The sequence below is a fragment of the Actinomycetospora chiangmaiensis DSM 45062 genome, from assembly GCF_000379625.1.
GTDB lineage: Bacteria > Actinomycetota > Actinomycetes > Mycobacteriales > Pseudonocardiaceae > Actinomycetospora > Actinomycetospora chiangmaiensis.
Map to the genome: position 1 here is coordinate 449,170 of NZ_KB903243.1, position 13,316 is coordinate 462,485.

Here is a 13,316-nt window from a genome sequence, read left to right on the forward strand (position 1 = left end):
ACCCGACCGAGGAGGCTCGTGTGCCGTTACGGGTCCGTCTGACGCTCGGCTTCATGCTGGGCGTCTTCCTGCTCGTCGCGGTCGTCGGGCTCGGGTTCGTCCTGCAGCTGCGCACCAGTCTGTACGCCACGCTCGACGTCGGACTCGCCAGCCGGGCCGCGACCCTCACCGAGCAGTACGCCACCGGGGGCCTCGGCGCGCTACGGACCTTCCGCGACGAGGAGCCGGTCCAGGTGATCGGAACGGACGGCCGGGTCGTCCTCGCCTCACCCGACCTCGGCCCGCGCCCCGTCCTGGACCGCCCCACCCTCGACGACCTCGTGGCCGGCCGCGTGGAAGGCGACGGGTCGTCCGTGTTCACCGTCGACCAGCACGACGACGGCACCCGCTACCGCGCCGCGTGGCTCTCCCGGGCCGCCGGGCTGATCCTGGTGGTCGGCACCGGGACCGACATCGCCGACACCGCGGACGAACACGTCGAGGTCGGCCTGCTGATCGGCGGCCCGATCGCGGCCCTCCTCGCGGGGATCGGGGCGTGGTGGCTCTCCGGCGCCGCCCTCCGCCCGGTGGAACGGATGCGGCGGCAGAGCGCCGAGCTCGCCGAACACGACGACGGCACCCACCTCGCGGTCCCGGCCACCCGCGACGAGATCGCCGCGCTCGCGACCACGCTCAACGCGCTGCTCGACCGGCAACGACAGGCACTCGAGCGCGAACGCGGTTTCGTGGCCGACGCGAGCCACGAACTGCGCACGCCGTTGGCCACCCTGCGCGCGGAACTGGAACTGGCCGGCCGGCCGGGGCGCGACCGCGCGGACCTCGCCGACGCCGTCGCCTCCGCCGCCACCGAGACCGAGCGGCTCATCCGGCTCGCCGAGGACCTGCTCACCCTCGCCCGGGCCGACGGCGACGGCCTGCTGCGGGTCCGCCCCGCCGACCTCACGCGGGTCGCCGCCGAGACCGCCCGGGCCGCCGCCGCGGTCGGGGACGCCCGGGACGTCGACGTCGTGGTGGACGCGCCACGCCACCTCGAGGCCGACGTCGATCCCGACCGGCTCCGACAGGCCCTGGACAACCTCGTGGCCAACGCGCTGCGCCACTCGCCCGAGCACGGGCGGGTCACCGTCGCCGTGGTCCGGCACGACGGCGCGGTCTCCCTCACGGTCGCCGACGAGGGCCCGGGGTTCCCCACCGACTTCCTCCCGCACGCCTTCGAACGGTTCCGCCGCGCCGACAGCGCCCGGGCCCGCTCCGACGGCGGCTCCGGGCTCGGCCTGGCCATCGTGGAGACCATCGCCGTCGCGCACGGGGGCTCCGTCCGGGCCGAGAACCGTCCGGACGGCGGCGCCCTCGTGACGATCGATCTCCCCGTCGCTGCCGACCGGACCGACACCGGCCCGGCGCCGGTCGGGGGCGTTCAGTAGCGGTACATCACGGTCTCATCGGCGGCTGAGCAGTCTCGTGGCGCCCGAGGGTCGGGCACGAGAGGAGAACCCGATGCGCAGGAAATACCTGATCGCGGCCGCAGCCGCCGTGGCGATCGTCGGAGGCGGCACCGGGGTGGCCGTGGCCGGCACCGCCGCGACGGCGCCCGCTCCGGCCACCGCCGGGGTCGACGCGCCGGACGTCCCGGGCGCGGTCGACACCCCCGAGCCCGGGGACACCCCCGACGCTCCGGGCGCGGTCGACACACCCGAGGCGGGGGACACCCCGGACGCGCCCGGCCAGGGCTGACGGGTCCCGTCACGCCCGGGGCGGGACGGCGCCCCCCACCGTCCCGCCCCACCCCGGCGCCGGGAACTCGACCGGATGGTCCACACCGTCCTCACATCGACCGTTCGCACCCTTCGCCCCATGTCCTCCCCATACGCGGCGACCGCGCCGCGCACGATGCTCAACAAGGTCCCGGAAGTCACCGTCTGGTTCTGGCTGATCAAGGTCCTGTGCACCACGGTCGGCGAGACCGCCGCGGACTTCCTCAACGTCGACCTCGGCCTCGGCCTGACCGGCACGTCGGTGGTCACCGGGGTGGTCCTGGCGATCCTGCTGGCCCTGCAACTGCGGGCGCGGGAGTACGTGCCCGGCCTCTACTGGGCGACCGTCACGCTGGTCAGCGTCTTCGGCACGCTGGTCACCGACAACCTGACCGACAACCTCGGTGTCCCGCTGCTGCTGAGCTCGCTGGTCTTCGGGATCGCCCTCGCGGTGGTGTTCGGGGCCTGGTACTCGGCGGAAGGAACGCTCTCGATCCACGCAATCACCAACCGCCGCCGCGAGACGTTCTACTGGCTCGCGATCTTCGTGACCTTCGCCCTGGGCACCGCGACGGGCGACCTCATGGGACAGGCACTGAGCCTGGGCTACGTCGTCTCGGCCCTCGTCGTCCTGGCGGTCATCGCCGTCGTCGCGATCGGGTGGCGTCTGGGCCTGCACCCGGTGCTCGCGTTCTGGATCATCTACGTGCTCACCCGCCCACTCGGCGCCTCGCTCGGCGACCTGCTCGCCCAGCCGACCGACCAGGGCGGCCTCGGCATCGGGACCACCGTCACCAGCATCGTGTTCCTCGTCGCGATCCTGGGCGCGGTGACCTACCTGCAGATCTCCCGCGTCGACGTGATCGGTGACGATGCGGCCGCCGAGACCGGCGCCGTCCGCGCCCCCGCCCGCCACGGACTGCTGCAGACCGTGGTGGTGGTCGCCGTCCTGCTCGTGCTGTCCGCGGTCGGCTACGTCGCGCGGGTGAACGCGCTGGGCGCCGACACCGCCCCGACGTCCGCCGGCGCGGCCGCGCCCGGAGGCGCCCCGGGCACCGCGGCGGCCGGCGGTCCGAACGCCTCACTCGGGGACCTGTCGTCGTTCCGGACGATCACCGCGGACACCCGGGGGCTGCTCCAGCGCGGCGACCAGGCCGGCGCCACGAACCGCGTCACCGACCTCGAGACCGCCTGGGACCAGGCCCAGGGCCGGCTGCAGGCCCGCGACGACGCCGCCTGGACCCGGGTGGACCGCAAGATCGACACCGTGCTCAAGGCCCTGCGTGCCGACAACCCCGACCCGAGAGCCGAGACCGCGGCCCTCGACGACCTCCTGAACGCGCTGGGCTGACCTCCATTCTCATCACCGTCACACGCGGATCGACGACGATCCGTCCGTCGTCCATCGCGCGCGGGCGGGCCCAGGGGGCCCGCCCGCGCCCGCGCTCCCAGGAGTTCCCGCCGTGCACCAGTTGAGTTGGCTCGAGGCGATCGTGATCGGGGCGCTCCAGGGCGTGGCCGAACTCTTCCCCGTCTCGAGTCTCGGCCACAGCATCCTGCTGCCCGCCGTCGTCGGCGGGAGCTGGGCGCAGGACCTCGACGTGTCCGCCCCCGAGTCGCCCTACCTCGCCTTCATCGTCGGCCTGCACGTCGCCACCGCGTTGGCCCTGATCGTCTTCTTCCGCCGTGACTGGGTGCGCATCGTCCGCGGGCTCGTCACGAGCGTCGTTCGCCGCGAGGTCGTCTCCTCCGAGCAGCGGCTCGCCTGGCTCCTCGTGCTCGGGACGATCCCGGTCGGGCTCGCGGGCCTCCTGCTCGAGCACGCGTTCCGGGTCTACCTCTCCCGCCCCGTCCCCACCGCACTCTTCCTCGTCCTCAACGGCCTCGTCCTGCTCGGCGCGGAAGCCCTCCGACGGCGCGCGGCGGCTCCCGACACCGCGCGCGTCCCCGCCTCCAGCGCGGAGGGGGACCCCGCGGCACGCACCGTCGCCCTGCAGGTCGGCCCCCGCACCGGAGCGGCCCCGACCGGCGACGGGGTCGCCGCGGACACCCGACTGGCCCGGATGCCCGTCCCGCGCGCCGTCGGGATCGGCGCCGCCCAGATCGCCGCCCTGTGCCCCGGCATCAGCCGCTCCGGCGTCACCATGGCGACCGGACTGCTGCGTGGCCTCTCCCACGAGGACGCCGCCCGCTTCTCGTTCCTGCTCTCCACCCCGGTCATCCTGGCCGCGGGCGTGCTCAAGCTCGGCGATCTCGCCGGCCCGCTCGGCGACGGCGTCCGGCCCCAGATCCTCGCGGGCAGCCTGCTCTCCTTCGTCGGGGCGTACCTGTCGGTCCGCTTCCTGACCCGCTACTTCGAGCACCGCTCCCTGCGCCCCTTCGGCGTCTACTGCATCGCCGTCGGGATCGGCTGCCTGATCTGGTTCGCCGTGCGCTGACCGGCCCGGGCACGGCCCGTGAGGGACGAGCCGGTGGGAGGAGGAACCACCGGGCGGACGCTAGGTCCGGGTCGAGGTGAGCGGCAGGTCCGCCTCGGCCGTGCGGGGAGCCGGCACGGCACCGGGCGGAGCGGTCGCCGACCGGCGGCGCGTCGGCCGGCGGTGACGGACGACGACGACACCGACGACGAGCGCGGCGAGCAGCACCCCTGCCGACCACTGCGCGAGGCGGAAGGGTTCGTCGACGACGGTGACGCCCGCGTCGACCATCGCGAGCACGGCGATGAGGGCGTTCACGGCGACGCCGGGACGCCGCCCGGCGCCGGTCGCCCGCCGTCGCAACCAGGAGGACGCGGCGGCCGCGAGGAAGCCGACCCCGAGCACGTGCAGCAGGACGGCGCCGAGCACCGCGTCGTGCATCACGGCCGGCTCGCGGTCGGCCGGCCCGGGCTGGAGTCCTTCACGCTGCCCACTCTCGTCCCCCGATGGTGTGCGGTCGATGAGCGCCCGCCCGCGTGTCGTCCTGCTCGGCGCCGGCTCGTACCGAGGTCACGGATCGCTCGCGCGGGCCAGGTCCAGGGCGTAGTCCGGCATGAACGTGCCGGCGGCCGGCGCCCCGTGGCAGGAGCCGTCCGACTCGCCCGGTCCCTTGATCCACAGGAAGGCCGCCACCCGCAGATCCCCCGTCGAGCGCGTCGGCGGCGGACCGAGGGCGCGGCCCGGCGGGTTGCACCAGGTCGGTCGGTCCGGGCCGGCGTACACCCCCCGACCGTTGCGGCCGGTGTCGACGACGAACCGCGCGCCGCCGAGCCGGTCGGAGATCGCCCGACCGTAGGCCACGACCTCGTCGGTGGGGTGGAAGTTGGCCACGTTGAGCGCGAACCCGGCGGCCCGGCCCACCCCGGCCCGGCGCAGCGAGTCGGCCAGGGTCGCGGTGTCGGTGACGAAGCCGGGGTTCCCGGCGTCGAGGTAGACCTCCGCGCCGACGGCCGTGAGCGTCGCGACCGCCCCGGAGAGCAGGGCCTCCCGCCGCGCCTGGACCGCGCGGTCGCGGCACGAGGACAGGGACTGCGCGAGTGCATCCGGCTCGAGGACCACGACCGGCCGCCGCTGCCCCACGACGGCCTCGGCGAGGCGGCCGGTCCACGTGCGGTACTCGGCGTCGTTGCCGGCGCCGCCCGCGGAGAACTGGCCGCAGTCGCGGCCGGGGATGTCGTAGGCCACCAGGACCGCGGTCCGGCCGGCGGCGCCGGCCCGCGAGAGGACGTCGCGGGCCCTCGGGAACGGATCCCCGCTGCCCAGCCACACCGCCCGGGGACGTCGGGCGATCTTGTCCAGCTGCGCGGCATCGTCCCGGCGGTCCCCGGAGCGCCACTGCTCGGCCTGACGGACCGCGCTCGACGCCGGGTCGCTCCAGAACTCCGCCGAGACCCCGACCTCGGGCGCCCGCGGGCCGGACGCCGCGCACCCGGCGAGCAGGAACCCGACGGCGAGCGCCACGAGCAGACGGGCGGTCACGGGTGCGCCAGGAGACGACGCGGGCCGGCCGGCGCGGAGTCCGTCCCGTCCAGACCGTTGCGCGAGGCGAGCCACGGCAGGGCCGTCCGCAACGCCTCGATCGCGACCGCCCAGGTGTGGCCGCCGACGAGATCCACCGCGCGGACGTCCATCCCCGCACCCCGTGTCGCGGCCACGACGTTCCCGGCGGCCGCCCGGTCCACCGCGTCGTCGCGGCCGGACACGACCATCCCGGCCGACGCCTCGTACCGCCTGGTGCGGAGCAGTTCCATCGGGTTGCGCGCCGCGAACGCCGTCTCGTCCCCGCCGAAGAGGAGGGCGACGGTCTCCTGGTGGGTGTCGAGGGACGGCTCGTCCTGACCGCTCACGGCCAGGAAGGTCGGGTACGTGCCCGGTGCCCTGGTGGCCAGCTGCAGCGCACACGCGCCGCCGTAGGAGAAGCCGCCGATCGCCCGGTGTCGCGGGTCGTGGTCGACGTCGAGGTGGCCGTCGACCCACTGCGGCACGTCGCGCGCGAGGTAGGTCTCCGCGTTGCCCGCGCGCGAGTCCATGCACAGCGGGTTGTCCAGGACACCACCGGTCCCGTCCGCGAGCACCACGACGGGTGCGAGCCCCTCGTGCGCCGCGGCGTAGCCGTCCCCCACCTCGGCCAGCCGTCCCGCCGTGAGCCAGTCCTGCGGGTAGCCGGGGGCGCCCGCGATCAGCACGAGGACGGGGAGGGCGGGGTGGTCGGTCACGGCGTAGGCCGGGGGGAGGTAGATCGAGGCCGTCCGCGCCGGGAAGCCGGACTCGAGAGCGGGGATGTCGACGTGCGTGACGGCGCCCCGTCGCGACGCCCAGAGCGGCAGGCGCCAGCTCCGCACGTCCCGGGCCCGCCGCATCGGTCGGGGCGGCGGGAGCGCCGCGAAGTCGACGTCGCGGGAGTCGGAGACCCCGAGGGCCGTCCGGACCGTCGGGACGTACCCGTACAGGACGTTGACCTGGATGCCCGCGGCGCCGATCACCGACACGAGAGCGACGAGGGCGGTGATCCGGCGTCGGACCGTGCCCCGCCGCACCCACGGGAGGGCGGCGCCGATGCCGAGGGCGGCGACCCCGACCCAGACGAAGACGGCCACCGGGACGACGTCCGGGAACGGGCGCCAGGCGACATTCACGACGAGCGCCGTGAGCGCGGCCGCGGCGGCCGCGGCGAGTGCGGCGCAGGGGACGACGCGGCTGCGCCGGGCGCCGTGGCGACCGCACAGCAGGCCCGCGAGCGCCACCGCGCCGCACGCGGTGGCCAGCACCGGCGCGACCCCGACGAGCAACGACACGTCCAGGACGCGATCCACACCGAGCGCCGTCACGCCGGGCGACGCTAGGGACGCCATGTGTGGGCGCGATGAATGGCGACTGAGACGGACGCGTCCGTCACGTGTGCGTCAGGTCGGCGTCCCGCGGTGGTTCGGCCCGGCCCCGGCAGGACACGACGGCCGCCCCACCGCGCGGCACCGGTCGCGGACCACGGAGATCGTGAGCGAGCGCACACGGCTCTTACCCGACATTGACCGGCACCACGTCGCCGACTCACCCGCACCGCCGACCCTGGCGATCAGTCCGGGCCGCCACCCACGGCCCGCTGATCACGCCTCGGAGGTCCGTCGACCATGTCCGCTCCCGCTGCCCCGGCTCCCGCTCCCGCCGCCCGTCGGCTGGTGCCGCTGGTGGTGGGCCGCGCCCCGACGGCGCTGCCGTCCGCCGGCACCGTCGCGCTGCGGGGGCGGGTGGTCATCCTGAGCGCCACCGTCGGTCAGGGGCACGAGGGGGCGGCGCGGGAGCTCGCGCGCCGGCTGCGGGCGCGCGGGCAGCAGGTCGAGGTCCACGACTACCTCGACGCCCTGCCCGCCTACGCCCGGCACGTCCTCAAGGACCTCTACGCCCCCACCGTGCAGTACGCGCCCGTCGCGTTCGACCTGCTGTTCCACGGCCTCGAGCACCACGGCCCGCTGCGTCGCGTCACCGACTGGGTCTGCCGCCAGGCGGAGGCGACCGTCGAGCGATGGTCCCGCGACGCCGACGTCGTCGTGACGACCTACCCGCTCGCCGGCCAGACCCTCGGAGCGCTGCGCGAGCGGGGCCGGCTCACCGTCCCCGCGGTCACCTACCTCACCGACCCCGCCGCGCACGCCACCTGGTGCCACCCCGCCGTCGACCACCACCTCACGGTCACCCGCGCCACCGCCGACGACGCCGCCCGCTACGGGGTCCGGGCCCGCGCGACCGGGCCGCTCGCCGCCCCCGCCCGACGACGGGTCCGCGCCGCGGTCCGCGCCTCGGTCCGCGCGGAACTCGGCCTGCCCCACGACGCCCCCGTCGCGCTGATCAGCTCCGGGTCGCTCGGCATGGGATCGGTCCGGCGCACCGTGGCCGACCTGATCGCCCATCCGACGCTGCGGGTCGTCGTGCTCTGCGGTCGCAACGACCGGCTGCGGCGCCGGCTCGCCCGGCTCCCCCGCGTGGTCGCCCTGGGCTGGCGCGACGACGTGCCCGCCCTCATGGGCGCCTGCGACGTCCTGGTCCACAACGCGGGCGGGCTGTCCCTGACCGAGGCCCTCGCCGTCGGCCTGCCCGCGATCACCTACCTCCCCATCCCCGGCCACGGCCGCGCCAACGCCGAGGTGCTCGACCGCGCCGGGGTCGCGCCGTGGCCCCACGACGCGGCGGCCCTGGCGGCCGCGGTCGACCGCGTCGTCGCGGGAGGACCCGCCGTCGGGACCCTCTGGCCGGCGGGCGCCGACCCCGCCGCCGTGGTGCACGGCATCCTCGCGACCGCCCTCACGCCCTCCATCCGCCGATGAGCGCCGACCTCGCGGCCGCGGGCATCGCGGTGCTCGCCGCCGCGCTCCTCGGCGTGTCGAGCGTCGCGCAGCGACGCGGGATGACCCGCCCGATCGCCTCGGGCCCGCTCCTGGCGGGCCTGCTGACCAGCCCCTGGTGGTGGATCGGCACGTCGGCCTCCGTCGGCGGCCTCGCGCTGCAGTTCCTGGCGCTCAGCCTCGGCTCGCTGGTGGTCGTCCAGACCACCATGGTCTCGAGCATCGCGGCCACCACGCTCGCGGAGTGGCTGCTGCTCGGCCGCCGTCCCGGGCTCCGGGGGTGGGCCGGGACGGCCCTGACCGCGACCGGGCTCGTCGGGGTCCTGGGGGCGCTCTCCCCGACGACGGCCACGGCCGCCACCCCCGGCGCGGCCGTCATGACGGTGCTGGGCGGCCTCGGTCTCGCCGCCGTCGCCGTCGCCGCGCTGCGGGCCCGGTGGTCGGCCGGCGGCGGCCTCGCCCTGGCCGCCGCGACCGGCCTCGGCTACGGCGTCACCGCCGTGGCGTTGAAGTCCGTCGGCGCCCAGCTCGCCGCGGGCTGGTCGACACCCCTGACCCACCCCGCGCTCTGGGTCGCGGCCGTGCTCGGCCCGGCGGCGGTGCTGCTGAGCCAACACGCGCTGCACCGCGCCCGCCGCGTCGCCGCCGCGGTCTCCCTCATCGTGGTCATCGACCCGGTCGTCGGCCTGCTCGCCGGGATCACCTGGTTCGGCGAACGGATCGCCACCACCCCGGCCGCCCTCGTACTCGCCGCCGCGTCGGCCGTCGCCGTCGTCGCCGGGATCGCAGTGACCCACTCGACGCCGCCGACCCGGGACCACCCCGGGCGGACGACAGACGATCGGTCCGCGGAGGCGCTCCCCGTCCCCTGAGCGCGGCCTGTCCCCGGCAGGGTCGGCTCAGCCGCGGTAGCGGTCGCCCGGCGGGGCCGCCTCGAGCAGGCCGACGGCCCGCGCCTCCCGGACGAAGCGGGCGGCGTCGGTCCGGTGGACGCCCAGGTCCCGGGCCACCGCGGCGACCGGCGCGCGGCGCTCCTGACGATCCGCGCTGACGCGTGCCGCGCGGTAGACCGCGGCGACCCGCGCCAGGTCGATCGGAGCGTCGAGATCGTCAGGGCGGTGACGGGCCGCGTTGACCGCACCGGGCCGCCGCGGCAGGGAGACCGCCGCAGGCGCGGTCTCCGGCGGCGACGCCTCGTGGCGATCGTGCTCGTCGGCGACCGTCGCGAGGGCCAGCGCGACGTAGAGGTCCGGGCGGAGGTCGGGCCGGACGACGGACCGCAGCGGCCGGCCGCCGACGCGCGGCAGCAGGGTCAGGGACATGACCTCGACGGGCGCGGCGGTGGTATCCAGGGTGACCCGGACCAGCATCTCGAGGATCGGATCGTCGATCTCGACGGAGCAGGTCCCGCCGGTCGTCTCCGTGCCCGGGAGGATCCGGACGGTGGCCGGGGCGGGATCGACGGGTCGTCGCACGCGACCACGCTCGCCGACCCGTCATGTGACGACGATGTGCGCTCTCCTCGTGTTCTCACGAACGCCGCCCACACTGACCCGCATGGGTGGAGCGACCGTCGCCGTGGGTCCCGGCCTGGCGGTCGCCCTCGTCCTGCTCGTCGGGGTCGCGGTGGGCACCGCTGTGCTGGCACGTTTCGCGATCTCCCGGGCCCTGCTCACCGCGGCCGTCCGGGCGGTCGTGCAGCTGGCCCTCGTGGCCGCGGTGATCGTCGCGGTGGTGCGGTCGTGGCCGTTGACCGTGGTGTTCGTCGTCCTGATGCTCGCCACCGCGTCGTGGACCTCGGCGCGGCGGATGACCCGCGACCGCACGGGTCTGCTCGCCGCCGTCGCCATCGCGGCCGGCGTGGCCCCCGTGCTCGCCGTCGCGCTGGTCAGTGGCACCGTCCCGCTGCGCGGGATCGCGGTGGTGCCGGTCGCGGGCATCGTCATCGGCGGGGCCATGACGGCCACCTCGCTGGGCGGGCGCCGCGCGCTCGACGAGCTCGAGGCGCGCCGCGACGAGTACGAGGGCGCGCTGGCGCTCGGCGGACGTCGTCGCGACGCCGCCATGCTCGTGTGCCGGCCGTCCGCGACCCAGGCGCTGCTCCCCCCGCTCGACCAGACCCGGACCGTCGGGCTGGTCACCCTGCCCGGGGCGTTCGTCGGGGTGCTCATCGGCAGCGGCGACCCGGTGCAGGCCGCCGCGGCGCAGTTGCTCGTGCTCATCGGGCTGCTCGCCGCCGAGACCGTCGCGGTCACCGTGGTGCTCGAACTCGTCGCGCGCGGGACCATCCGCCGGCCCGTCCCGCCGTCGACCCGATGAGCCCCACCGCCGCGCCGGCTCGATCCGCGTCGCGGCTCAGCCCCGGCACACGGTCGACGCGGACCCGCCGGGGTCGCGGAGGTTCCAGGGCGCGGCCCGGGCGGCGTCGGCGCGCTCGCGCGTGATGGCTCCGGTCGCGACGAGCCGGTCGAGCACGTGCGCCTGGCGCGCCCGGGCGAGGTCCGGGTGCAGGTACGGGTCGTAGTCCGTGGGCGCCTGGACCAGACCCGCGAGCAGGGACGCCCGGTCCCAGTCCAGCGCCGCGGGCGGCACGCCGAAGTAGCGGCACGACGCTGCGTCCAGCCCGTAGGCGTCGTGCCCGAAGTAGGCGGTCACGGCGTACATCTGCAGGATCTCGGGCTTCGACCACGCCGCGTCGAGCTTCGGCGCCAGGGCCACCTCCTCGACCTGGTCGACCGTGGTGCGCTGCCCGTCGAAGTACAGCAGCTTCGCCAGCTGCTGCTCGAGCGTCGCGCCGCCGGCGGCACCGGGCACCCCCAGTCCCTCGCCTGCGGCGCGCAGTACGCCCCGGAGATCGATCCCGGGGTCGTCGAGGAAGCGACTGTCCTCGGTGGCGATCAGCGCGGTCGCGAAGGTCGAGGGCACCGGAGCGCCGTCGTCGAGGACGCCCCGCGATGCCGCGAGCCGGTGGGTGCGCACCTCCGCGTCGGCGGCCGACGGTGTCGCCGCCAGCAGGAGGCCGGTCGCCGCCCCGACGACGACGGCGACGGCGAGCACCGCGACCAGGCACCGCCGGAGCCACCGGCCGCGCCCGGGCGCGGCGAACGCCCGGGTCACCGCGGTCCGGGTGGACCGGTCGTGTCGTCCCCGCTGCCCCTGGCGGACACTCACCGGTCCACGTGCTGCGGGCCGGGAGAAGCCGGACGCCGGGCGGCGATCTCCATCCCGGCCACCACGGCGACGATCAGGAGCAACGCCACCAGGGACACCACTCCGGTCCCCACACCGATTCCGCCGCGCGCCGGCGGCACCCCGAGCCAGTCGGCCACCGAGGCACCGAACGGACGGGTCATCACGTAGGCGAACCAGAAACTCGCCACCGCCGGACCGGTCGACGACCGGTGCACCACCAACGGCACCGCGAAGAGCACCCCGAACAGCGCGATCGACGCGGCGTAGCCGAGGCCCCAGGTCGTGGCCGTGAGGTCGCCCAGCGCCGTCCCCAGGGCGAAGGTGAGGATGACCGCGGTCCAGTAGAACAATTCCCGCCGACGGGTGTCGACGCTGTGCACCGACAGCGTCCCCTCGACACGGAACCAGAGGCCGAAGGCGACGAGCACCGCCACTGCGAACACCGGGGCCGACACCGCGTAGGGCACGCCGAGCACGACGTGGACGGCGTCCGCGCACGTCGTCCCGAACACGCTGACCATGAGGACCGCGAACCAGTACACCGCGGGCCGGTAGCTGGGCCACCGCAGCTGCAGGACGATCGCCACGACGAACCCGATCCCGGAGAGCAGGATCGCCGGCACCGGTCCGAGCGTGTTCGCCGACCAGTCCCAGGTCGTCTCACCCATGCCCGTGGTCAGCACCTTGGCCACCCAGAACCACGCCGTGACCTCGGGGACCTTCGTCGCGGCCGTGCGCAGCGGCGTGGCCGGGAGCACGCGGGCGGACAGCCGTCCGCCCTGCGGGGAGGGAGCGTTCACCCCTGGATCGTCACGGCCGGATCATGAGAGGGTCGTGTACGCGCGACACGGAGCTCTCGATCGGGCGGCGCGCACGTCGTGAGCCTCGTCTCGCTCGCCGTCGATTGAGGCATGCCTATCTTGCAGGAAGACGCCGAAGTCCGTGGGAGTCGGCGCGCACTCCCGACCGCTCGACGACGCGGCGTCCGCGCCGGCCTCGTCGACACCGCGCCGATGTCCGGTTCGACGGCCACGGTGCCCCGGGATCTAGGAATGCCTCAGCTCACCCCGCCGCACGGTGCGACCGAGGAGCCGATTCGCCCGTCGCCCGGGAGCGGGTTGCACTTCTCGGCGTGAACGAGGAGAAGACCGTCGACCCGACCGAGGTCGACCTGCCGGGCGAGGTCCTGCCGACCCACGAGGACGAGCCGCACGTCGAGCAGAACGAGAACCGGCTCAACCGGCTGCGCGCCGGGGTCCTCGGCGCCAACGACGGCATCGTCTCGGTCGCCGGCATCGTCGTCGGCGTCGCCGGCGCCACCATCGCCAGCGGCCCCATCCTCACCGCCGGCGTCGCCGGCCTNGTNGCCGGCGCGGTCTCCATGGCCCTCGGCGAGTACGTCTCGGTCTCCAGCCAACGCGACGCCGAACGCTCCCTGCTCGCCAAGGAACGCCGCGAACTCGCCGAGGACCCCGAGGAGGAACTCGAGGAACTCGCCGCGATCTACGCGGCCAAGGGCCTCAGCGAGCAGACCGCCATGCAGGTCGCCCGCGAAC

14 protein-coding genes are annotated in these 13,316 nt (G+C 75.5%); 8 read left to right on the plus strand and 6 right to left on the minus strand.

All coding sequences use genetic code 11. The annotated features are described in order from the left end of the window. Positions 1-20 precede the first annotated feature (20 nt). The 4 genes from A3CO_RS33690 to A3CO_RS0121710 all read left to right on the plus strand — a co-directional run bounded on the left by A3CO_RS33690 (position 21) and on the right by A3CO_RS0121710 (position 4,192). Entirely contained in the window at positions 21-1,424 is a 1,404-nt protein-coding gene (locus A3CO_RS33690) for a sensor histidine kinase (RefSeq protein ID WP_018334352.1), read from the plus strand. Positions 1,425-1,497: 73 nt separating this feature from the next. Beyond that, positions 1,498-1,734, plus strand: a complete 237-nt coding sequence (locus A3CO_RS33695; protein WP_018334353.1) for a hypothetical protein — start codon at positions 1,498-1,500, stop codon at positions 1,732-1,734. A gap of 120 nt (positions 1,735-1,854) precedes the next feature. Continuing rightward, on the plus strand, positions 1,855-3,105 hold the full coding sequence (locus A3CO_RS0121705; RefSeq protein ID WP_018334354.1) for a COG4705 family protein: 1,251 nt from the start codon (positions 1,855-1,857) through the stop codon (positions 3,103-3,105). Between the two features lie 112 nt (positions 3,106-3,217). Then, positions 3,218-4,192 (plus strand): undecaprenyl-diphosphate phosphatase, encoded by a 975-nt coding sequence (locus A3CO_RS0121710; RefSeq protein ID WP_018334355.1) that lies wholly within the window; start codon positions 3,218-3,220, stop codon positions 4,190-4,192. 60 nt (positions 4,193-4,252) lie between these two features. On the opposite strand, the gene A3CO_RS0121715 is transcribed toward A3CO_RS0121710, so the two are convergent. The 3 genes from A3CO_RS0121715 to A3CO_RS33700 all read right to left on the minus strand — a co-directional run bounded on the left by A3CO_RS0121715 (position 4,253) and on the right by A3CO_RS33700 (position 7,059). After that, entirely contained in the window at positions 4,253-4,615 is a 363-nt protein-coding gene (locus tag A3CO_RS0121715; protein WP_018334356.1) for a hypothetical protein, read from the minus strand. Between the two features lie 126 nt (positions 4,616-4,741). Continuing rightward, complete coding sequence (locus tag A3CO_RS0121720) at positions 4,742-5,710, minus strand: glycoside hydrolase family 6 protein (protein WP_018334357.1); 969 nt, start codon at positions 5,708-5,710, stop codon at positions 4,742-4,744. Then, entirely contained in the window at positions 5,707-7,059 is a 1,353-nt protein-coding gene (locus A3CO_RS33700) for an alpha/beta hydrolase (RefSeq protein ID WP_018334358.1), read from the minus strand. Before A3CO_RS33700 ends, A3CO_RS0121720 begins: the two co-directional genes overlap by 4 nt. Before the next feature lie 300 nt (positions 7,060-7,359). On the opposite strand from A3CO_RS33700, the gene A3CO_RS0121730 reads away from it, so the two are divergent. Both A3CO_RS0121730 and A3CO_RS33705 read left to right on the plus strand, forming a co-directional pair. After that, positions 7,360-8,550, plus strand: a complete 1,191-nt coding sequence (locus A3CO_RS0121730; protein WP_157647760.1) for an MGDG synthase family glycosyltransferase — start codon at positions 7,360-7,362, stop codon at positions 8,548-8,550. Then, positions 8,547-9,440, plus strand: a complete 894-nt coding sequence (locus A3CO_RS33705) for a DMT family transporter (RefSeq protein ID WP_018334360.1) — start codon at positions 8,547-8,549, stop codon at positions 9,438-9,440. The genes A3CO_RS0121730 and A3CO_RS33705 overlap by 4 nt, the downstream gene beginning before the upstream one ends. A gap of 27 nt (positions 9,441-9,467) precedes the next feature. Here the strand turns inward: A3CO_RS33705 and A3CO_RS0121740 are convergent, their stop codons facing one another. Continuing rightward, complete coding sequence (locus tag A3CO_RS0121740) at positions 9,468-10,043, minus strand: hypothetical protein (RefSeq protein WP_018334361.1); 576 nt, start codon at positions 10,041-10,043, stop codon at positions 9,468-9,470. A gap of 82 nt (positions 10,044-10,125) precedes the next feature. Between A3CO_RS0121740 and A3CO_RS0121745 the strand changes: the two genes are divergently transcribed. After that, positions 10,126-10,887 carry an ABC transporter permease gene (locus A3CO_RS0121745; protein ID WP_018334362.1) on the plus strand — a complete coding sequence of 254 codons (762 nt, stop codon included), beginning with the start codon at positions 10,126-10,128 and terminating at the stop codon, positions 10,885-10,887. A 36-nt stretch (positions 10,888-10,923) separates the two neighbouring features. Here the strand turns inward: A3CO_RS0121745 and A3CO_RS33710 are convergent, their stop codons facing one another. Together A3CO_RS33710 and A3CO_RS0121755 are read right to left on the minus strand one after the other, a co-directional pair. After that, positions 10,924-11,739 carry a biosynthetic peptidoglycan transglycosylase gene (locus tag A3CO_RS33710; RefSeq protein ID WP_084682111.1) on the minus strand — a complete coding sequence of 272 codons (816 nt, stop codon included), beginning with the start codon at positions 11,737-11,739 and terminating at the stop codon, positions 10,924-10,926. Further along, on the minus strand, positions 11,736-12,560 hold the full coding sequence (locus A3CO_RS0121755; protein ID WP_018334364.1) for a COG4705 family protein: 825 nt from the start codon (positions 12,558-12,560) through the stop codon (positions 11,736-11,738). Before A3CO_RS0121755 ends, A3CO_RS33710 begins: the two co-directional genes overlap by 4 nt. A gap of 371 nt (positions 12,561-12,931) precedes the next feature. Between A3CO_RS0121755 and A3CO_RS39765 the strand changes: the two genes are divergently transcribed. Then, positions 12,932-13,316, plus strand: a 385-nt coding sequence (locus A3CO_RS39765) for a VIT1/CCC1 transporter family protein (RefSeq protein ID WP_033414835.1), incomplete at its 3' end; no start/stop codon positions are given.